This is a genomic window from Bacillus sp. DC4300-2b2 (assembly GCF_049895685.1).
Taxonomy (GTDB): Bacteria; Bacillota; Bacilli; order Bacillales; family Bacillaceae; genus Bacillus; species Bacillus safensis.
In genome coordinates, this window is record NZ_JAFCSW010000009.1 from 17535 (window position 1) to 38017 (window position 20483).

Annotated in this window: 21 protein-coding genes and 2 tRNA genes; all 23 read right to left on the reverse strand. The window is 42.1% G+C overall.

Annotated features, from left to right (window positions below):
• Window positions 1–4 precede the first annotated feature (4 nt).
• The 23 genes from spoIIE to veg all read right to left on the reverse strand — a co-directional run bounded on the left by spoIIE (window position 5) and on the right by veg (window position 20483).
• Window positions 5–2488, reverse strand: coding sequence for a stage II sporulation protein E (spoIIE, locus tag ACP69X_RS18475; RefSeq protein ID WP_041085302.1), 2484 nt, complete (start codon window positions 2486–2488; stop codon window positions 5–7).
• A gap of 203 nt (window positions 2489–2691) precedes the next feature.
• A tRNA-Glu gene (locus ACP69X_RS18480) sits at window positions 2692–2763 on the reverse strand.
• Window positions 2764–2788: 25 nt separating this feature from the next.
• Window positions 2789–2862 (reverse strand) — tRNA-Met (locus tag ACP69X_RS18485).
• Between the two features lie 177 nt (window positions 2863–3039).
• Window positions 3040–3435: a S1 domain-containing RNA-binding protein gene (locus ACP69X_RS18490; protein WP_008357409.1), complete on the reverse strand. Its 396-nt coding sequence runs from the start codon at window positions 3433–3435 to the stop codon at window positions 3040–3042.
• A gap of 82 nt (window positions 3436–3517) precedes the next feature.
• Entirely contained in the window at window positions 3518–3892 is a 375-nt protein-coding gene (locus ACP69X_RS18495) for an FtsB family cell division protein (RefSeq protein ID WP_003217952.1), read from the reverse strand.
• An 18-nt stretch (window positions 3893–3910) separates the two neighbouring features.
• On the reverse strand, window positions 3911–4549 hold the full coding sequence (yabQ, locus tag ACP69X_RS18500; protein ID WP_041085305.1) for a spore cortex biosynthesis protein YabQ: 639 nt from the start codon (window positions 4547–4549) through the stop codon (window positions 3911–3913).
• On the reverse strand, window positions 4546–4854 hold the full coding sequence (gene yabP, locus ACP69X_RS18505; protein ID WP_024425646.1) for a sporulation protein YabP: 309 nt from the start codon (window positions 4852–4854) through the stop codon (window positions 4546–4548). Before yabP ends, yabQ begins: the two co-directional genes overlap by 4 nt.
• A gap of 73 nt (window positions 4855–4927) precedes the next feature.
• Window positions 4928–5188, reverse strand: a complete 261-nt coding sequence (locus ACP69X_RS18510) for an RNA-binding S4 domain-containing protein (RefSeq protein ID WP_008341839.1) — start codon at window positions 5186–5188, stop codon at window positions 4928–4930.
• Window positions 5185–6669, reverse strand: a complete 1485-nt coding sequence (gene mazG, locus ACP69X_RS18515) for a nucleoside triphosphate pyrophosphohydrolase (RefSeq protein ID WP_426052958.1) — start codon at window positions 6667–6669, stop codon at window positions 5185–5187. The genes ACP69X_RS18510 and mazG overlap by 4 nt, the downstream gene beginning before the upstream one ends.
• Window positions 6659–8263: a putative polysaccharide biosynthesis protein gene (locus ACP69X_RS18520; protein ID WP_426052959.1), complete on the reverse strand. Its 1605-nt coding sequence runs from the start codon at window positions 8261–8263 to the stop codon at window positions 6659–6661. Before ACP69X_RS18520 ends, mazG begins: the two co-directional genes overlap by 11 nt.
• Before the next feature lie 190 nt (window positions 8264–8453).
• Window positions 8454–8990 carry a stage V sporulation protein T gene (gene spoVT, locus ACP69X_RS18525; protein WP_003217990.1) on the reverse strand — a complete coding sequence of 179 codons (537 nt, stop codon included), beginning with the start codon at window positions 8988–8990 and terminating at the stop codon, window positions 8454–8456.
• A gap of 139 nt (window positions 8991–9129) precedes the next feature.
• Window positions 9130–12663, reverse strand: coding sequence for a transcription-repair coupling factor (gene mfd / locus ACP69X_RS18530; RefSeq protein WP_041085314.1), 3534 nt, complete (start codon window positions 12661–12663; stop codon window positions 9130–9132).
• Window positions 12664–12731: 68 nt separating this feature from the next.
• Complete coding sequence (locus ACP69X_RS18535; RefSeq protein WP_003217967.1) at window positions 12732–12962, reverse strand: anti-sigma-F factor Fin family protein; 231 nt, start codon at window positions 12960–12962, stop codon at window positions 12732–12734.
• 55 nt (window positions 12963–13017) lie between these two features.
• Complete coding sequence (pth, locus tag ACP69X_RS18540; protein ID WP_024425643.1) at window positions 13018–13584, reverse strand: aminoacyl-tRNA hydrolase; 567 nt, start codon at window positions 13582–13584, stop codon at window positions 13018–13020.
• 140 nt (window positions 13585–13724) lie between these two features.
• Window positions 13725–14351 (reverse strand): 50S ribosomal protein L25/general stress protein Ctc, encoded by a 627-nt coding sequence (locus ACP69X_RS18545; RefSeq protein WP_426052960.1) that lies wholly within the window; start codon window positions 14349–14351, stop codon window positions 13725–13727.
• 137 nt (window positions 14352–14488) lie between these two features.
• The gene (locus ACP69X_RS18550; protein ID WP_024425641.1) at window positions 14489–15442 is read right to left on the reverse strand and encodes a ribose-phosphate diphosphokinase; all 954 of its coding nucleotides are present in this window, start codon (window positions 15440–15442) and stop codon (window positions 14489–14491) included.
• A gap of 22 nt (window positions 15443–15464) precedes the next feature.
• Entirely contained in the window at window positions 15465–16835 is a 1371-nt protein-coding gene (glmU, locus tag ACP69X_RS18555; RefSeq protein ID WP_426052961.1) for a bifunctional UDP-N-acetylglucosamine diphosphorylase/glucosamine-1-phosphate N-acetyltransferase GlmU, read from the reverse strand.
• 198 nt (window positions 16836–17033) lie between these two features.
• On the reverse strand, window positions 17034–17330 hold the full coding sequence (gene spoVG, locus ACP69X_RS18560; protein ID WP_008357439.1) for a septation regulator SpoVG: 297 nt from the start codon (window positions 17328–17330) through the stop codon (window positions 17034–17036).
• 225 nt (window positions 17331–17555) lie between these two features.
• Window positions 17556–17933, reverse strand: a complete 378-nt coding sequence (gene ridA, locus ACP69X_RS18565; protein ID WP_024425639.1) for a 2-iminobutanoate/2-iminopropanoate deaminase — start codon at window positions 17931–17933, stop codon at window positions 17556–17558.
• A gap of 38 nt (window positions 17934–17971) precedes the next feature.
• Window positions 17972–18805, reverse strand: coding sequence for a pur operon repressor (gene purR / locus ACP69X_RS18570; RefSeq protein WP_024425638.1), 834 nt, complete (start codon window positions 18803–18805; stop codon window positions 17972–17974).
• Window positions 18806–18860: 55 nt separating this feature from the next.
• Complete coding sequence (gene ispE, locus ACP69X_RS18575) at window positions 18861–19730, reverse strand: 4-(cytidine 5'-diphospho)-2-C-methyl-D-erythritol kinase (protein ID WP_041085320.1); 870 nt, start codon at window positions 19728–19730, stop codon at window positions 18861–18863.
• Window positions 19731–19876: 146 nt separating this feature from the next.
• Window positions 19877–20062: a small, acid-soluble spore protein, alpha/beta type gene (locus ACP69X_RS18580; RefSeq protein ID WP_012008653.1), complete on the reverse strand. Its 186-nt coding sequence runs from the start codon at window positions 20060–20062 to the stop codon at window positions 19877–19879.
• Window positions 20063–20225: 163 nt separating this feature from the next.
• Window positions 20226–20483 (reverse strand): biofilm formation stimulator Veg, encoded by a 258-nt coding sequence (gene veg, locus ACP69X_RS18585; RefSeq protein WP_024425637.1) that lies wholly within the window; start codon window positions 20481–20483, stop codon window positions 20226–20228.

Here is a 20483-nt window from a genome sequence, read left to right on the forward strand (position 1 = left end):
TATTTTAAGAAATCTCTTGTTTCTCAAGATAGAATGTACCTGTCGGAATGGAAGCCCATTTTGGTGTGTTGTGGTCGAGCCTGATGACAACAACCGTCATATCGTCGTCAATTTGGCCTGCTCTTGTTCGAATGACCTCTTCCATTAATAAATCAGCAATTTCTTGTGGATCTTCTGTTTTAAAGCTTTTCATTTTCCGTTTCACCCACAGATCATGATTTTCAATATGCTTTGGCCCTTCAAAAATGCCGTCACTCATCATAATCAATAGATCTCCTGCTTTCATCTGTTCGCTCACAACCTCGACTTCGAATTCATCAATAATGCCAATAGGCAAGTTGCTTGCTTGTACCTTCATCACCTGATCACCCCGTTTAATAAAGCTGGGTGTTGAACCAATCTTAAGGAACTTACAGCTCGCATCCTGTAAATCAATGATCGATAAATCCAATGTTGAATAGATCTCGTCCGTCGTTCGTAAAGATAAAATACTATTAATGGTTTTAATCGCCACTTTTTCATTGATACCTGACGCCAATATTTTTTCTAACAGCTTAATCGTTTCATTGCTTTCAAAATGAGCACGTGCTCCGTTGCCCATTCCATCACTAATAGCTGCGGCATACTTGCCCGCACCAAGCTCCATCATACTGTAGCTGTCTCCTGATACCAGTCCTCCGCCTTTTGCTGCATGCGCCACACCTGTAGCCACTCGATATGATTTAGCAGAACCAAACACAACATGACAATAGCCTGTTGGATGCTCTGCACACTGCTCTGCTTTGACTAAAATCTGTTCTTCTAAAATATCGGAAAGCATTGGAGCAATGATTTTTTCACATTCCCCATGACCTTGGCAATATGGGATTCTCATTTCAATATCGACATTCCCCTGCTCCAAGCTATAGATTTCTACTTGCTGAATTTCAATGCCAAAGTGCTGAAGCGCTTCTATCATCTGCTCTTCTTGAATAAAATGCTGTTCTCTTTCTCGTTTTATTTCCCGGGAAAAATCCTCCATCACTTGCGAGACCCCCATCAGCTGTTCAGCCACAAGACGTCTGCTGTCTTGGACTTTTTTCTTCAGTGTCTGGTTGGCTTTATAGTAAGCGATTTCCTCTTCAATCAATTCTTCGACATGTTTTGATTTCGAGCAGTGCTGACTAAATTTCTTTTTCAATTTTCGGTTATGCTCATATGTTTTTTCATCAGATTCATGCATAACTTGTTTCATTAGTTCATAGGTTGTATCAAAGTTCTGCACCCAGCATTTATTTTTCTTATAGCACGTTTGACAGGATCGTTCTGTGATCGTACTTAAAAAAAGATCTACATCCTCTTCCTGCTTCTTCTCTTCAGGAATGGATTCGTAAAATGTCGCAAAACTCTCAGACAGCGCATGAAATACATTAGAGAATTGGTCTACCTTTTTTGCTGTCACGTCTCGTACTTTCCGAGCATATTGCTGCTGTTCTTGTACATGCTCTACCGTACCAGGAATGTATTTCGCTACCTTGGAGGTGACTGATTGTGGCGTGAGTAAAAAGAGTGCAACCGCTATAAGTGATTCATACAATGTGGTCATGAGACCTGCTGACCCTTCCCCATACAGTGAAATGAGTAAGGAACCCACAATTAAGCCGATGGCTGCCCCTGCTTTCTTTCCTTCTTTCAGCAATCCGCCTAATAAACCTGAAAAGGCAAGAAGACTCATCTGATAAAGGTTTCCAATGTTGGCGAGACCGAGAATTAATCCTGTCACGACACCGACCGTACAACCAATACTGGCTCCGCCAATAAAAGCAAAGGTCAGCACTACATAACGTGACAAAATATGCTCTGCCTGCATCCCTTGAAATGAGATCCCAGCAAGTCCAGTTAAAACTGAGGCAATTAAAATCATAAAACAAATAATTTCTTCGACCTTTAAAGAGTGTTTCATTTTCCTGACTGTAAAAATCGGCAGGCTTTGAAGAAAAATCAGTGTCAAAATGAAGGCAAGTCCTGCTTCGACACCCGCCATGACGTAATCATAGCTTTGCACAGCACCTTGCTCTAGGTAAACAAACGCTCCTCGGGTGATCAGCATTGAGAGAACAATGACAACCGGTAATGTTTTCACTGGGTCTTTGATGATGAAAGAAACCACCTTTGACACAAGGAGAAACATGAGCAGCGATGCAAACACAAACAATGCATTTTGAGGTGATATCGTCATCGCCCCAGCGAGTAAAGCGAGACAAGCAAGCATTGCCTTATCTCTTTTAATAAGCAGCATGGAACCAAAGAAAGGCAGAGCAAACGGCATAATTTCAGATAATATAAAGGCTCGTCCTAATAAAAAGCCTAGAACAACATAAATAAACCCTTTATAGAAAAAAAGAGAATGCGTGTGATGAAGAAACAGGTTTTTCATCTTTTTTAACCCCGCACTGATTCTTTCAAACCCCGCTCCTGTTAAATCAGTTCTTCTTTCTAGTTTTTCCATCTTCTCATCCCCCACCTGATATTCGTTGCTTGTCATTATAGCGAATGTGAAAAAGAAATTTTGTCAAAAGAAGTTGTCGTTTCCATAAAACGTTCGACGCTTTATTCGTCAAAGAGGCATACTTTCATGAAAGTCGATGTCTTTCATCAGAATTTTACGAAAGCACAAAAAAACAGCTTTCCTATAGAAAGCTGTTTCGAAGATGACCCGTACGGGATTCGAACCCGTGTTACCGCCGTGAAAGGGCGGTGTCTTAACCGCTTGACCAACGGGCCTTGCTTTATGTTCTAGTTAAAAGGATAGCGGCGGAGGGGATCGAACCCCCGACCTCACGGGTATGAACCGTACGCTCTAGCCAGCTGAGCTACACCGCCATAATAATAATGCGCTAAGAAGCACAAGAACTATAATACAAAGGATTCGCTTGTCCGTCAATAGAAAGTTTTAAATTAAATGACGAAATCTCAAAAAATGTAGGATAGATCATGAAAAAAAGCACCTGCTGAACAGCAGATGCTTTGTTGTGAAAATATATAGAAAGCAGCAACAAGTTAACCTCTTCTTGCTCCGCGCCCCCCACGTTTTGATTCCGTGTTACGTTTTAAAGATGTTAAGCGATCTTCGCTATCTTTTAAGAATTTGTTCATTTTTTGTTCAAACGATTCCTTCGGACGGAAATCATTTCTGCTTGGTCTTGATTGTTGTTGAGGACGATCTTTTGCTTTTTTAATGGACAAGCCGATTTTACCGTCTTTTTCAACGTTAATCACTTTCACTTCAACTTGTTCACCGACTTTTAAATGCTCATTAATATCTTTTACATAGTTATCGGCTACCTCACTGATATGAACGAGACCAGTTGAACCGCCTGGCAACTCCACAAAAGCTCCAAAATTTGTAATGCCCGTAACTTTCCCTTGTAACTTGCTGCCAACTTCAATCGACATAAAAAAAGTGCTCCTCCTTAGACTTATAAAAAAATCTCATTTGTTCAATTATACATAAACTGAATTTTAAGTGTCAACAAGGCTAATCGCTCTTATTGCCCACATCAAAGATTTTTTCGCCTTTTTTGGACATATAATAGTCCCGTCGTGCCAGTTCGAGTACGTATTCCTTGCTTTTCAGCTTCTTAATTTCATCAGAAATATCTTCCTGCTTTGTTTGTAATTGCTTCAACTCTTTTTCGAGTGCAACCTTCTTCTCTTCTTTTTCCTTTAGTGAAGACGATTGCGACCAGAGGGCACTTGTCACCAAGACAGCAAACATGAGCACGATCACACCAAACACGGTAAGCCTTCTAAGGAGTCCGCGACGTTTGCGTTTTAAGCGCTGTGCTTGCTGTTCCATTTGTTTTTGATAATCATTTTGAATTTGTGCGATATTTCTTTTTCTCTTGTTCAAGGTTGAAGGCCTCCTCTCTTACTTTGTCCAGAATTGTTTCCATTTCGTTTTGATGGTACCAGATAATTTCTTGGCCCCTCGTAAAATTCCTGCTCCTTTTGAGAAAAACAATCTCATTGATGTTCGCCATTTTTCGGGAATCCGATGAATAATGGTCACATTGAGTAACCAGATGAGCGGATAACAAACAATCGACAGCACCTTCCACACGAGCCGAAACGTAAAACGAACTAGACGTAAGAGCGAGTGGAGCAAGAACAGAATAGCACTTATGACCAATGTGATCATCCAGCGGATCGGCTGGAAGACAATCGACATGACCAGCCTTTTCAGGAAGAGAACGGTCTGATATACACACATCATGATAAACTTGAGAATCTTGAGATACAGATATTTCATCAATGCCTGATACATCGAGAAACCTAGAGCAACGGCTAGAAAAATATAAAGCCTGAATTCTCCCTCATTTGTCAGCAGCAGGACGTAAAAGAACAAGAGACCCTGTACCATCCAAAAAAGAAGATCGTGTATAGCCAAAAGCCATTTTGTTGTTTTTTCCCGGTTCACAAACAGCTTGTACGTATCAAGCGATGCGCCCAGCCAGATGCCCATCGCCGCCATGGAAAGCATCGTATAAAACTGGACTGTCAGCGTCATTTAAACAGCTTGCTAAAAAATCCTTTAGCTTTCTCCCCGTGCTGTTCATCAACATAGATTAAATCAAAGACACGCCCTTTGATCGACACAACGCCCTTTTCGACGTCTAGGTTCTTCATTTGCAGATTTTCTCCGCGGATGGCGAGAATCCCCATGACCGTCTCCAGCAGAAATTCCTCACTATCAAAGCTTTCCACTTGTTTGACACCAGTGATATCTAAATGCTTTCTGTTTCGCATTGTGACATTGTGCTCCGCGTCTGATGACAGCTTCGTGCCTTGAGGTTGATTATAATATTGATTCATTTATACATCCCCCATATCTCATACTTGCATGTTACTGCATTGTATGTGATAAGAGGGGCATTTAGAACAAGCCCTATTCTGCTGTTTTTTCTTCTTTTAGCACAGTATACATGCCAGCCGCTTCTTCTTTTTTCGTCGTGTCCTTTAACTCGTTGACTTGAACAGTCACTAGCTTTTGACCAAAGCGGATTTGCAGCTCATCTCCTTCTTTCACGTCAGAGCTTGCTTTCGCCTGTGTTCCGTTAATAGAAATCCTGCCTTGATCAGCTACTTCTTTTGCCAATGTCCTTCTTTTAATTAAACGGGACACTTTTAAAAACTTATCTAATCTCATGTATGTTCACCTCTTTCTATACGTTTCGCATCGTTCCAGAGATCGTCCATTTCCTCTAGCGTTAAGTCATCTAATGAACGTCCCATGTCCTTTGCTTTTTGTTCGATATGCTGAAAGCGCCGCATGAATTTTGTGTTGGCAGAAGCGAGCGCCGTTTCAGGCTCTAGGTGATAGAAGCGTCCAATATTGACGAGAACAAACAAAAGATCTCCAAATTCATCTTTCATCTGCTTCGTTGCACCTTCGTCCGTCTTCTCTGCCACTTCAACGAGAAATTCCTGCTTTTCTTCTTCGTATTTGTTCCAAATATCTTGAACATCTGTCCAATCAAAGCCTACCTTGGCGGCTTTCTTTTGGAGCTTATATGCCTTTGTTAGTGCTGGAAGTGTCGCCGGAATCGATTGCAAAATAGAACCGGTCCGCTCTGGCTTCTCCTGCTGCTTGATTTTTTCCCAGTTGGCCACCACATCTGCTGCCTCAGAAACATTCGTGTCACCAAACACATGGGGGTGTCGCCGAATCATTTTTTCTGTGACATGCTGAATGACGTCATCGATTGAGAAATAACCGTCATCTTCGCCAATTTGAGCGTGAAGTAGCACCTGTAGCAGCACATCGCCAAGCTCTTCCACCATATGATCTGGGTCATCTTCATCTATCGCTTCAAGCAGCTCATAGCATTCTTCAATTAAATATGGTTTAAGTGACTCATTGGTTTGTTTTTGATCCCATGGACAGCCGCCCGGACCTCTTAATGTACGTATAACGTCACGGAAAGTGTCAAATTGTTGATAAAGCAGCTGTTCATCTTGAATCGGAGGAACATAAACACTTGTTAAGTTATTTATCGACACATCTCGATCAAGTTCAAATAAAGGAACGGCAGTAATCTGTTCCTGACTGCTTCCAGCTGCAGTCACAATATAAACTTCATAATCGTCAGGAAGCTTTTCCATCAGCGTGAGCTTCACATTCGATGCTGTCATCTGATCATATACCTGACAAATCAGGACGTGCTGGGTTAATTTCAGATCATCCGCTCTCATATCCCCTGCATCAACGAATTGTAATCCTTCGATGGGGTCAATCTGCAAGGAGTTGAATGTCGCATCTAAAAAGCTTTGTCCACCAGCGACAGACACCTCGATCCCGCGCTCTTTCTGCCCAGCGACGAGCATCTGTACGGTCTTTTCTGCCACAAACGGATGACCAGGTACTGCGTACACAATGTCTTTTTCCGCTGCCTCTGCAAATAATATTTCGGTAATTTCCTGATACACCTGATCAAACTGATCGTGCTTTTCATAAATTTCATCAAAGAAGGTGAGAGATGGGACCTCCTGCATTAACTCTGCGGTAAGCGGATGGTCCTGCGTTCTCATATATACTTCTTTCGCCTGCTTCAGCTGCTTATATACACCGAGCGTCAGCTGATCCATGTCGCCTGCCCCGAGACCGACGACGGTAATCTTACCTGCCATTTTGATTCCCTCTCATCTGTTTAAAATATAAAATCTTTTTTCCTAATGGAATGAGTCTCCATTCCTCTTCCGTGAATACTTCTAGCTTAAGAATACTATATAAAAAGGCGAAACCACCAATAAAAACTGATGTCAGGCTCTCTAAAACGGAAAACGGACGTTTTTCAAAAGGGATTACCCAGGAAAACAAAGCCTGATATCCCATTAAGACCACAGCCATGAAGGCGGCTGATAAAAGAATTTTCACTGGGAATAGCTCTCTCAATGAAATCCATCCTTTATGCTTCAAATAAAAGGCATTGAGCACGGCTGCTGTGAGAAAACCACATACAGTTGACCATGCGGCACCGTGGATGCCAAATAATGGAACAAGCGCAATCGTTAAAATCCATTTCACCAGCACGCTGATGATCACCACAACAGCGGGATACACAGTATGTCCGAGCCCTTGCAGTAAAGCCGCCTGCGTAATGGCAATCGACGTAAACGCAATCGATATACAGAATATTTGCAGGGCATCTGTGCCTAAATCATTACGAAAAAGCATTGTATTTACTGGTGATAAAATACAAATCAGCCCAACAGCTGACCCAATCCCTAATACAGACGTGGTCTTAACCGATGACCGCACTTTTTGCCGTATCGTTTCATGCTCCCCATTTCTCATGGCTGCCGATAAAAATGGCACAAGAGAGGTTCCGATGCTGATGGCAAACACCGTCCCTAGCTGCAAGAACGGCTGACCTCGGTCATACACACCTTTTGCCGCCTTTGCCGCCGCTTCACTGAGACCCTCACTGCGCAGCAACGCATACAGATGAAAAGCATCAATCATTTGCATCCATAAAATAAGCAAACCGCTGACACAAATCGTCAATGTATACAGCACCAAACTCTTCAAAATATCTTTTTTTTGAAGTGTCGCCTGTTTGCCTGACATACTTGCAGCAGACTGCTTTCGATAGATCAGCCAAAGGAAAAGAAGCAAAATGAGCGAGGCCGCACTTCCTGCGATAGAAGAGAACACCGCGCCCGCCCCTGTTTCATAAAGCGAATAGCCGTGCCTCACGAAATAAAAAGATAAAACAAGCAGGACGCCTACCCTGATGAGCTGCTCAATCAACTGAGAAACAGCCGTTGGAAGCATCAGACCGTCACTCTGAAAAACTCCCCTCAGCATCACAGTGAGCGGCAGAAATAGAAACACAAAAGCACTCATCTGGATGAGCAGAATTAATTGACTATCTGCCATAAGGCTCGCCATTGTGCCTGCTCCTATGTAAAGACAAAGAAATAAGACTAGGCTCAGTAAAGTAATATATACCAAGGATACCCTTGTAATGATCCCTCGATTCTCTTCCCCATGCTCACTCAGAAGCTTGGACACCATGACAGGAAAACCTGTTGTACCAAGCATGATGGCAATGCCAAGGAAAGGATATACCTGCTGATAAATATAAAACCCTGTGTCCCCTACGATGTTTTGAAACGGGACACGGTAAACAGCACTTAATATCTTTGATAACAAGCCTGCGATGGTCAAAATCACCGCACCCTGGAAAAGCCAATGCGGCTGATTCACAGCATTTTTCATGGATGACTCCTTTAAAATAGATCTACAGTTAAACGAACTCATTATATCATACGTGAATGAAAAGCCGTTTCTTTCTAAGGAGTAGACGGCACATGTCCCGATTTGTTTCATCCCATATAAAAAACCGACAAAATCAAATGATTTCATCGGCATTTTTTCGTTTTATCAAAATGATATAGAGTTATTAGACCTAATGTTCCATTTGACGGGCTAAGAAGCCAGCTGCCGTTTCTGCCGCTTTATGCTCCACTTCTCCCATTGAACGCTCTTTAGAAAATAAGACGACGGCGCCAATCGGATCTCCGTTTGCAACAATAGGTGCAATGGTATAAGCAGATACGTCATCATCAATACCATCGACAAGTTGAATTTCTTTTTTGCTTTCTTCTAACACAGAATTACGCTGATCCATTGTTCGTTCAAGTAAATCACTGATGGATTTGTTTAAGTACTCTTTTTTCGAACTGCCGGATACAGCAATATACGTATCTCGATCACAGATCAGGATGGAATGACCCAAACTGTCGAATAATGCATCAGCATATTCCTTCGCAAAGTCTCCTAGCTCACTAATCGGCGAATACTTCTTCAAAATCACTTCTCCATCGCGGTCGACGAAAATCTCAAGCGGATCTCCTTCCCGGATGCGCAATGTTCTGCGAATCTCCTTCGGAATAACCACTCTACCTAGATCATCGATGCGGCGTACAATTCCAGTTGCTTTCATTCACTGCTGCCTCTCTTTCGTTTGATGATGTGTTGGGTGAATGGAACAAAAGCGTCCACTTTATGCAACATTCACCACTTGACCCTGAGTTTAGTATCCGTCACATCAAACGTAATATACACGAGAGACAAACAAAATTTTATGAAGATGGAATGGTTTCTTTTTTCACATCTTGAAGGCCTCGAAGCATGTTAAGAACAACCTCAAGCCATTCCTCCGTTTTCTTGCCTTTCGTTTGGACAGAAATAATCAGCTTGCTGCCTTCCATTCCCAACCCAATTTCACGTCCATATTTACTGCCGAGCTCAAATAATTTTTGACCGTCGATTTCACTGCTTGCTTGCTCATCAAGGGTCATTCTGACAATGCCTTTCTCCATCTTGATCAGCTCGACACGTTCCTGGACAGCATACACCTTCATTGTCGCAATCGTAAACAAGTCAGCCACTTCTTGCGGATATTCACCAAATCGGTCGATCATTTCATCTTGAAGCTCTTTTCGCTCTTCAATCGATCCAATTGCTCTGAACTGTTTATACATTTCAATCTTCTGCTTGCCATCCGAAATATAAGTGTCTGGGATGTACGCATCAATTTGCAGATCAATTTCTGGCTCGAATTTATCTTGAGCCGTTGTATCGCCTCTTCTTTCCTCAATGGCTTCTTTCAGCATTTGAGAATAGAGGTCGAATCCAACCGAATCAATGAAGCCATGCTGCTGAGCCCCAAGTAAGTTCCCTGCTCCTCGAATCGTTAAATCACGCATCGCAATTTTAAACCCGGATCCGAGCTCTGTGAATTCTTTAATAGCTTGAAGTCTTTTCTCCGCAACTTCAGAAAGAACTTTATCTTTTCGATACGTGAAATAAGCATAAGCGACACGGTTCGAACGTCCGACTCGTCCTCTTAGCTGGTACAGCTGAGAAAGCCCCATTTTATCGGCATCGTGGACGATGAGCGTGTTCACATTTGGAATATCGACTCCCGTTTCAATGATGGTGGTACTGACCAATACATCTGATTCACCTTCAAGGAAATTGATCATGACTGATTCCAGCTCATTCTCGCTCATTTTCCCGTGCGCATAGCTGACTTTTGCATCTGGGACTAGCATGGAGATTTCATCTGCTTTTCGTTCAATATCCTCAACACGGTTGTATAGGAAGTACACTTGACCGCCGCGTGCTAATTCTCGCTCAATCGCTTCTCTGACTAAAGCGCCATTATACTCGACCACATAGGTTTGAACAGGGAATCGGTTTTCAGGCGGTGTTTCAATAACCGATAAATCCCGCACGCCAAGCATGGACATATGAAGCGTACGCGGAATTGGAGTAGCCGTTAGTGTCAGTACATCGATATTGGCTTTCATCTGCTTAATTTTCTCTTTATGCGTCACACCAAAACGCTGTTCCTCATCAATGATCAACAGCCCTAAATCCTTGTAGACGATGTCTTTTGAAAGAAGACGGTGTGTACCGATAACCATATCGATCGTTCCATTTTTCAGCCCTTTTAACGTTTCAGTTGTTTCTTTTCTTGTACGGAAACGGCTCAGTTGCGCGATTTTGACAGGGTAGTCTTGGAATCGGTCCATGATTGTGTCAAAATGCTGCTGCGCTAAGATGGTTGTCGGAACAAGCAAGGCTACCTGCTTCCCATCAGCAATCGCTTTGAAGGCCGCACGAATAGCCACCTCTGTTTTTCCGTAGCCCACATCTCCACAAAGCAGACGGTCCATTGGACGTTCCCGCTCCATATCCTGTTTAATTTCATGAATCGAACGGATTTGATCATCTGTTTCCTGGTAAGGAAACGCAGATTCAAACTGGCGCTGCATCTCATGGTCAGGCGAGAAGGCATATCCTTTGCTAGCCTCGCGTTCTGCGTATAGCTTAATCAGATCATCTGCGATGTCCTGTACAGATGTTTCAACTTTTTTCTTCACGCGTTTCCAATCGCTGCCGCCAAGTTTGTACAGCTTTGGTTCTTTACCTTCTGATCCTACATATTTCTGCACCTGATCAATTTGTTCAACTGGTACATAAAGCTTGTCGCTTCCTTGATAATGAATATTTAAATAATCTTTATGAATGCCGCCGATTTCAAGCGTTTCAATTCCTAAATATTTACCGATCCCGTGGTTAATGTGCACCACATAATCGCCGACTTGAAGCTCTGAATAGCTCTTGATTCGCTCTGCATTGGTCAGCTTTTGCTTACGTGCCTGCTTTTTCACACGTTTCTTGAAGAGTTCACCTTCTGTGATCACAGCAATTTTTGATAACGGCAGTTCAAAGCCTGTTTGCAGCTCACCTTGTAAAATATACACCTGTCCGCTCACAAGCTCAGCATCCGTTTTAGCAAGAGCAGCTTCAATGTCATAATCATGCAGAACAGACGATAGCTTTTCTGTCCGCTCTTCATCCGCACCTAAGAAGACAACCGTGTATTGTTGTTTTTTATAGCGTTCAATTTCACTCGCTAGCACATTCATCTGCCCGTGGAAATTCTGCATTTGCTTACTAGATACATTGACGATATTTTGCGGATTTGTCTGCTGGACATGTCTCAGGAACAAGGAGTAGTACAGAATGGACCTCGATTGATGATTGATCAGTTCTTGGAACGGGAAAGAAAGAGATAAATCATGAAGAATATTGCCTTCTTCAAGAAGACTAATTGTCCAATCGGCTTCCTCCTGTTCAAGCTGTTCTTCCATCTCCTGAATTCTGCTGATTTCATCTAAAATAATAATCGTATCCTGCGATGTGTAATCTAGCAAACTAGCAGGCTTTTCATAGAAATAGGACAGGTACTTCGTCATTTCCTGTGTCACGATGCCTTCTAGCAGCTTCTCGCGATCAGCAGAAATATTTTGATGAAGCAGCTCTTTTTGCTGATCTGAGTTGAATTTTTTTAAGCTCTTTGCCAGCCCTTGATCAAGCTCTTCAATGGCTCTCACTCGTTCAGGACCTCTCACAATCAGCTCTTTTGCAGGACCTATTTTGATTTCTTGAAGGGTTTCTAATGAACGCTGTGTATCCGAATGAAACGTTCGAATCGAGTCTACTTCTGTATCAAACAGTTCAATACGGATTGGATGATCTTCTGTTAACGCATAGATGTCGATGATTCCTCCGCGCACACTAAAATCTCCGGGCGCAGCAACCATTGACGTCCGGTCATAACCAATTTGTACGAGTTGTTTTGAAAACGCCTCCAAATCAATTTCTTCACCGATCTTTAAATGGATCTGACTCTCCTTCCAGAGCTCAACTGGCGGAAGCATCCTGCGCACCGCAGCAGCGGGAGTGACGATAATGGGATTTTCTCCATTCGCAAGCCGGTTCAGGACATCTAAACGCTGTGCTCTCAGCTCAGGGCTTGCCACTGCAATTTCTGAAGCGATAAGTTCATTGACAGGATAAAGAAGAACCGAGCGATCCGGCATCACACTTGCTAGATCATCTGTTACCTTCTGTGCCTGATATAAATTGTGAGTCACAATAAACATTGGCCGCTTCAGTTCGTCTGATATCGCGGCTGTAAATAAAGATCTGACGGAGCCTGATAGTCCGGCAAGCAGCTGTTCTTTTAACCCTTCCTTTAGTCCATTAAAAATGGACTGAAAATCATCACTTTGTTTGATAAATGATTGTATGTTTTTCATTTGGCTCCTCCTCCCTGTTTGTTTAAAACAGAAAAACGCTTTGGTCTAATATCTACACCAAAGCTTTTTTATTGAATAAAAGTATGATACTGATGGTAATCAGGATTTCTTTCGAGCGCCTCTTGGCAATCCTCACAAATGGTTTGTACATGTAAATCACCATTTTCCCTATAAGAAATCATATCGTTTCTTTCCTCATTTGTTAAGTGATGAAATCCAAGTGCTTCACTTTGGACAGCGGATTCATCTAGACTGCCAACCTTTACACCACAGTGGCGGCAGTAATAATGCAAAGCCATACGTGATCCTCCCATGCTGAGATTTTATGATCAGTATGTGCTTTGCTTATCATTCTTATACCTTCTTGTTAAAATCATTCATCACTTCTAAAAATGGCTTTTTTAAAGCCGCTTCACAGGCCTCAACAGACGATTGAATGGCTGATGCGATGTCAGGCTGTTCCTCTTCTGAGAAACGTCCTAATACGTAATCAACGACCTTCATGCCGTTTTGAGGACGTCCAATGCCGATACGGAATCGGTCAAATTCAGGTGACCCTAAATGCTGAATCAATGATTTGATTCCATTATGCCCCCCTGCACTTCCTTTTGTACGTAAGCGAATCCGGCCAGTTGGCAAATCAAGATCATCATAGATCACTTTCAAATGTTCAAGGGGAATATCGTAATAGTCCATCAGCGGACGCACACATTCTCCTGATAAGTTCATATATGTAAGCGGCTTTACAAGTAGAACCTTTTGCCCCGAAACAAACCCAGTTCCAAATTGTCCATGGAATTTTGACTGATTTAAAGGAATGTCCCATTTTTTCGATAGTTCATCTATTGTCATAAACCCGACATTATGTCTTGTTTTTTCATATTCTTTTCCTGGATTACCTAATCCAACGAATGCAATCATGAAACCAATAACCTCCTTTGTCACACAGCACACGCCTAAAAAATGAGCCAATCAGATTGCCTCATGGAAAAACGTATGAATTCTTTTCATTCTAGCACAAAAGACGCAACCGCGGGAGGGTTACGTCTCTAAATGACCAGTTATTCTCCATCGTCATCCTTTTCTTTAATGGCCTCAGGCTCTTGCGGCTCCTCTTCGCTATCTGGCTCAGGAACCTCTGATTGCTGAGGCGGCAGAATGGATGCAACGACTTCTTCTGGATCGTTATTGATTTGATAAGATGACTGAACAGGCAGATCGGCAACTGTTAAGACATCATTGACTTCTAAGTTTGTAATATCAGCTTCAATATTCTGAGGGATATCTTTTGGTTTCGCTGTAACAGATAATTCAAATAGTGGCTGCTGAAGCACACCGCCATCTTTTACCCCTTTAGACTCGCCAATCAACTGTATTGGTACATCCGCGTCAATTTCACGCTGTAAGTCAACCACTTGGAAATCAGCATGGACAAGCTCGTTTTTCAGCGGGTCTGTTTGTAACTCTGTCACCATTACAGATTTCGTTTCACCACCCACGTCTAAGGTGATGATTGTATTCTTCCCTTCATCACGTAAGGTTTTTAATAAATCAATGCTGTCTAATGAAACAGCCAGGCTGTCTGTATTTTTTCCGTATATGACACCAGGAACGTGTCCTGAATGACGGATTTTTTGCAGTGTGGAACGTTTGAAATCAGTTCTTTTATTTGCTTTTAAAGTTGCCATATTCAGCACCATCCTATTTCTTTTTTGTCACTACTCTCATAATTACCCATAACCGAATCATTTTAAACATGTTTGCCTGTGATTGATGAAAGCAAAAAGACCCTAAGCTGATGCCTAGGGCCTTTTTCAATAAAAAATTAGCTAAAAAGGTAGCTCACAGATTCTTCTTCATGTACACGGATGATGGCTTCTGCTAGCAAAGGTCCAACTGAAAGCGGAATGAATTTTCCAACTTTCTTGTCATCAGTTAATTGAATACTGTTTGTCACAACTAATTCTTTTATTTTAGAGTTTGTGATACGTTCTACTGCTGGTCCAGACAATACTGGGTGCGTACAGCATGCATATACTTCAGCTGCTCCATTTTCGACTAGCGCATTTGCTGCAAGTGTAATAGTACCAGCTGTATCAATGATATCATCGATCAGAATCGCCGTTTTGCCTTCAATGTTACCAATAATGTTCATGACTTCAGCAACGTTTGGCTTTGGACGGCGTTTGTCGATAATTGCGATTGGCGCTTTCAGGCGGTCTGCCATTTTACGCGCACGTGTCACACCACCGTGGTCAGGAGACACAACAACGATATCGTTCAAGTTCTTCTGTTCGAAATAGTTTGTTAAGATTGGCACAGCCATTAAGTTATCGATTGGAATATCAAAGAAACCTTGGATTTGCGGCGCATGAAGATCAAGTGCAATAACACGTGTAGCACCTGCTGTTTCAAGCAAGTTTGCAAAAAGCTTCGCAGTGATTGGCTCACGAGGTTTTGCCTTACGATCTTGACGTGCATATCCGTAATAAGGGATCACAATATTGACAGTTTTCGCAGAAGCACGTTTTAGCGCATCCACCATAATGAGTAGTTCCATAATATGCTCATTGACTGGCGCACTTGTTGATTGAATGACATAACAATCACAGCCGCGGATACTTTCTTCAATATTGATTTGGACTTCACCGTCACTAAAGCGTTTAACAGAGCTCTTTCCTACATCAACTCCGATACGATCGGCAATTTCTTTGGCAAGTTCAGGGTTTGAATTCAAAGAGAATATCTTTAAATTCGCATCAGCATAACGATTAGACATGGTAAACCTCCGGGTATTTGGATTATTTTTTATGAATATTTTTCACATAATCTTCTTTATTGACTTGTCTTGCTCTAGCAATAGACAATGCATCCTGCGGTACATCTTCTGTAACCGTTGAACCGGCTGCAACATATGCCCCTTTTCCGACAGTGACTGGTGCAACGAGATTAGAATTACAGCCAATAAATGCGCCGTCTTCAATCTTCGTTAAGAATTTGTTTTTCCCATCATAGTTGACTGTAATGGAACCACAGCCAAGATTTACATCAGTTCCGACCTCTGCGTCTCCAATGTAGCTTAGATGAGATGCTTTGCTGCGGTCTCCGAAAACTGTTTTCTTGATTTCGACAAAATTCCCAATTTTTACTTCATCGCCAATTTTCGACAACGGGCGAATATGAGCAAACGGTCCAATTGTCACATCAACTCCAACCTCACTATCGCAGACGACAGATTGCTTAATGACTGTTCGATCTCCGATGATGCTGTCAACAATTTCAGTGTTTGGCCCAATAGTGGCGTCTGCACCGATTTTTACATTCCCTTTGATGACCGTCCCAGGATAAATAACTGTATCTTCACCGATGACAGCATCTGGCGAAATATACGTGTTCTCAGGATCAATCAAGGTCACACCATTCTTCATATGCTGATGATTAATACGTTGCTTCATGAATTGCTCTGCTTGTGATAGAGCGATACGGTCATTAACTCCAAGTGTTTCTTCAAAATGCGGTGTTTGATAAGCTGCAACTGTTTGCCCTTCATTTTTTAAAATTTCAATGACGTCTGGCAAGTAGTATTCACCCTGTGCATTTTCATTCGACACTTGCTCAATCACACGGAAGAGATCTTCATTTGAAAAGCAATAAGTCCCTGTATTAATTTCATTCACTTGACGCTCTGCATCGTTCGCATCTTTATGCTCCACAATTTTTACGACAGCACCTGTTTCGTCACGAATAATTCGGCCATAGCCTGTCGGATCATCCGCATGTGCTGTTAAAATAGTGACTTTCGCTTGATGTTTTTGATGCTCGCTTAACATGGCTTCCATTGTTTCCGCTGTCAATAATGGCGTATCACCACAAATGACAATGGTTGTTCCCTTTTCCTGCGCGAGGAACGACTTTGCTTGTTTGACGGCATGGGCTGTTCCCAGCTGTTCTTCTTGAAGTGCATACTCACTTCTGTCTCCAAGCTGCTCTTTGACGTCCTCTGCTCCATGACCGACAATCGTCACTAGCCTGGCTAAAGAAAGCTTTAACGCTTCATCTGCCACATGCTCGACCATTGGCTTTCCGCAAACTGGATGAAGTACTTTATATAGCTTCGACTTCATTCTCGTTCCTTTTCCCGCTGCTAAAATCACTGCGAACCGCTTATCCATTGATTGGCCTCCAATATCCCTATTATCCATAGAAAAATATATCCTAAATAAAGACTGATTTCAAGGATACATAAGGAAGTACAATAATTTTCTAACAGATGAAAGACATAAGAAACAAGAGAAAGAACGCAAAAAAGACAGCATTTAAAAGAAAACATTCATTTTCTCTTAAAGCCGTCTTTTTAGGTTTAAGTATGATTAAGAAGCTCCAGCTTCTTCATATTCAATTGTTTCTTCCTCTTCGCCTAAGCGATGATATTCATTTAATACAGCATCTTGGATTTTACCCCGAGTGCTTGAATTAATTGGATGTGCAATATCGCGAAACTCTCCATCAGGCGTGCGTTTGCTAGGCATTGCAACAAACAACCCATTGTTTCCATCAATCACACGAATATCATGAACAACAAATTCGTGGTCCAGCGTGATGGATGCAATCGCCCTCATGCGACCATCGGTATTCACGCGGCGTAATCTTACGTCAGTAACTTCCACAGTAGTTCACCACCTTTTCCCAATATAAAAGCATTACTTAGGTATTCAACGATCGTGGTGATTCTCCTGCTCTTTTTTTAAACTTTTTTTGAAATATCGGGATATTTATACATTATTTGTCATATTCGTGACGACGCTTACATCCTCAGCATGAAAAAAGACATCATGATGATGTCTTTCCCTGCATATGATGAAACCAAACGGCTTTCATCGAGAGTGCCTGTTTTATTTTACTAGTGCAACTACTTCTATTTCTACAAGCGCATCTTTTGGAAGTCTTGCCACTTCCACGCATGAACGAGCTGGCTTATGTGTATGGAAATACTCACCGTACACTTCATTCACTTCAGCGAATTGTTCCATATCTTTGATGAAAACAGTTGCTTTCACGACTGTTTCAAAGGAAGCACCTGCTGCTTCAAGTACAGCCTCAAGATTACGGAATACTTGATGTGTTTGTTCTTTAATATCTCCATTTACAAAATCTCCAGCTGGAGTTAATGGAATCTGCCCTGAGCTGTAAAACATGTTATTGACAATAATTCCTTGAGAGTAAGGTCCAATGGCTGCTGGTGCATGTTTGGTTTGAACAACTTTTGTCATATCAATCTCTCCCATTCAAATACATGTTTAATTAAAGCTTACGCTTTCGAATGAAAAAACTCGTGGAAATTACCTTCATTGATCTCAATGATTTTTTGCTTCATATCAATGGTCGAAAGCTTTAACAACGAGACATATTCATCGACAAGACGTTCATCTACGCCTTCATCTTCTAAAAGAACACCGATTCCTGCAACATTTGCATTAAATTCCTCAAGCAAATTCATCATGCCGTTAATGGTTCCGCCCGCTTTCATAAAGTCATCAATGATCAACACATTGGAGCCTTTATCTAAGCTGCGCTTTGCAAGGGACATGGTTTGAATTCGGTTAGAAGAACCTGACGCATAATTAATACTGACAGTTGATCCTTCGGTTACCTTATTATCTTTTCTAACGATCACAACAGGCACATTTAAATAACCCGCAACAGAATAGGCAATTGGAATCCCCTTTGTCGCAACAGTCATGACGACATCAATCGCACGGTCCGCAAAGATGGTCGCAAAAAGCTTACCGATTTTCGCAAGAATCGATGGATTGCCTAAAACATCGGTTAAATATAAATAACCGCCAGGAAGTACACGTTCAGGAGTTGATAATGCCTCTCCGATATCGTTTACTACGTCATCTGCTTCTTTTAGGTGAATTTTTGGAATATATTTCACTCCGCCAGCAGCGCCAGGTACAGTAAGCAATGTGCCGATTCCCTGCTGTTCGAAGGTCTGTTTGATAATCGTTAAGTCTTCACTAATGGAGGACTTTGCAGATTGATAACGTTCTGCAAAAAAAGTTAAAGGTACTAGTACGTGCGGGTGGGCTAACAAATAATTTGTTAAGTCCACCAATCTGCCGCTTCGACGAAACTTCATGAACTTACCCCCAGAACCCGAATAATTTATGAATAATATAACTTAATATACGGATTTAATCAAGGGCATTTTGTTCGCCAATCATGCGGACAGCGTATACTTGATCACAAAATCCTCTCAGTCCGTTATATATTCTTTGTACCTTCGATTCATATTGAATCAGGCCAAATACAGTTGGGCCGCTTCCACTCATTAATACAGCATCAGCACCGAAACGCTTCATCTGTCTTTTGATCATATCTACTTCCGGATACATCTTTAATGTCACAGACTCCAGAACGTTACCGAGTGAGCTGCACATCTCTTTATAATCTTTCGCTTCAATGGCTTCAATCATACGCTGTACATTTGGGTGTTCTACTTTGCTTGCGTCATATTGTCTATAAACTTCAGCTGTAGATACCCCAATCACCGGCTTCGCTAAAATCACCCAGCAATGCGGCGGTGTCGCGATATGCTTCAGTTTTTCTCCACGTCCTGTCGCTAGTGCTGTGCCTCCGTGTACACAAAAAGACACATCTGAGCCGATCTCCGCTCCGAGCTCAGCTAGTTCATCTAACGTGAGATTTAACTTCCACAAACGGTTTAAACCGCGAAGCGCTGCTGCAGCATCACTGCTGCCTCCAGCTAAACCTGCTGCCACAGGAATTGCTTTTGTGATGACAATCGATACTCCTTTTTGAATACCGAACCTTGTTTTGAGTAATTTAGCCGCCTGATAAGCCAAGTTACGCTGATCATCTGGCACAAATCGATTATGAGATGATACACGGATTTCATCTTTGTCCAGCTCCGTCAGCTCAAGTCGATCTGCAAGGTCTATTGTTGTCATCACCATCTCCACTTCGTGATATCCATCCGGTCTTTTTCCATGAACATCAAGTGAGAGATTAATTTTTGCCGGTGCTTTTTCTAAAATACGCAAACATTTCACCTACTTCTCCATCTAAACATAAGTATCAATATTGTATCACATTTGATGGATCTGATGAATATTGGCTTTTACGCCCAGCACACTGACTTTTTCAACAAAAAAAGCCAGAGACACCCGTGGTATCCCTGACCATTTTTCTATCGTTGATTCTCATCCTGAGCCATGTGCTGCTGAGCTAATTCGATGGCACGTTTGACCATATTACCTGCGTCACGCGCACGAATTTCTCCCCAGCCTCCATTTTTGACGGTATCATAAAATCCAAGATCCTTCGCCAGCTCGTATTTGAACTCATCTGACATAATGCCTCGGCGTCTACCCAAACGAAACAGCCCCTTTAGTCGAGAATTCGAATCAGTGCCACTGTTTTTGTGGCTTTCTTATTTTGTATCGAATCCTTTCTTTTACCCCTTTCAAAAAATGGTCAGACTCCCATTCAGAAAAAAAGGCAAAACAAAAAGCAGTAAACAAGAAGTTCACTGCCCATTAATAGGCGACTGAGCTAGCGGCATCATCGAACGTTAATTCGACCGTCTCAGTCAGTATATCTGCATAACTGTAAGAAACTCTTTCAAACGAATTCTCATCTTGATCTAATTGAATCACAAATACAGAAGGGTACGTTTCAGCTAAAATGCCCGAACGCTCAATTGTTTTACGGCGGCCTCCGTTAGCCTTTAACGTCAAACGTTTACCTAAGTTACCATCAAGCGATCTTTTGATGTCGGACAAAGTCTTCGCCAT

What these genes read in the sequence shown, in the direction of transcription:
- spoIIE (WP_041085302.1), bottom strand. Translation starts at nt 2,488, where the DNA reads ATGGAAAAACTAGAAAGAAGAACTGATTTAACAGGAGCGGGGTTTGAA.
- ACP69X_RS18490 (WP_008357409.1), bottom strand. Translation starts at nt 3,435, where the DNA reads ATGTCGATTGAAGTTGGCAGCAAGTTACAAGGGAAAGTTACGGGCATT.
- yabQ (WP_041085305.1), bottom strand. Translation starts at nt 4,549, where the DNA reads ATGACGCTGACAGTCCAGTTTTATACGATGCTTTCCATGGCGGCGATG.
- yabP (WP_024425646.1), bottom strand. Translation starts at nt 4,854, where the DNA reads ATGAATCAATATTATAATCAACCTCAAGGCACGAAGCTGTCATCAGAC.
- ACP69X_RS18510 (WP_008341839.1), bottom strand. Translation starts at nt 5,188, where the DNA reads ATGAGATTAGATAAGTTTTTAAAAGTGTCCCGTTTAATTAAAAGAAGG.
- mazG (WP_426052958.1), bottom strand. Translation starts at nt 6,669, where the DNA reads ATGGCAGGTAAGATTACCGTCGTCGGTCTCGGGGCAGGCGACATGGAT.
- ACP69X_RS18520 (WP_426052959.1), bottom strand. Translation starts at nt 8,263, where the DNA reads ATGAAAAATGCTGTGAATCAGCCGCATTGGCTTTTCCAGGGTGCGGTG.
- spoVT (WP_003217990.1), bottom strand. Translation starts at nt 8,990, where the DNA reads ATGAAAGCAACTGGAATTGTACGCCGCATCGATGATCTAGGTAGAGTG.
- mfd (WP_041085314.1), bottom strand. Translation starts at nt 12,663, where the DNA reads ATGAAAAACATACAATCATTTATCAAACAAAGTGATGATTTTCAGTCC.
- ACP69X_RS18535 (WP_003217967.1), bottom strand. Translation starts at nt 12,962, where the DNA reads ATGGCTTTGCATTATTACTGCCGCCACTGTGGTGTAAAGGTTGGCAGT.
- pth (WP_024425643.1), bottom strand. Translation starts at nt 13,584, where the DNA reads ATGATTGCATTCGTTGGATTAGGTAATCCAGGAAAAGAATATGAAAAA.
- ACP69X_RS18545 (WP_426052960.1), bottom strand. Translation starts at nt 14,351, where the DNA reads ATGGCAACTTTAAAAGCAAATAAAAGAACTGATTTCAAACGTTCCACA.
- ACP69X_RS18550 (WP_024425641.1), bottom strand. Translation starts at nt 15,442, where the DNA reads ATGTCTAATCGTTATGCTGATGCGAATTTAAAGATATTCTCTTTGAAT.
- glmU (WP_426052961.1), bottom strand. Translation starts at nt 16,835, where the DNA reads ATGGATAAGCGGTTCGCAGTGATTTTAGCAGCGGGAAAAGGAACGAGA.
- ridA (WP_024425639.1), bottom strand. Translation starts at nt 17,933, where the DNA reads ATGACAAAAGTTGTTCAAACCAAACATGCACCAGCAGCCATTGGACCT.
- purR (WP_024425638.1), bottom strand. Translation starts at nt 18,805, where the DNA reads ATGAAGTTTCGTCGAAGCGGCAGATTGGTGGACTTAACAAATTATTTG.
- veg (WP_024425637.1), bottom strand. Translation starts at nt 20,483, where the DNA reads ATGGCGAAGACTTTGTCCGACATCAAAAGATCGCTTGATGGTAACTTA.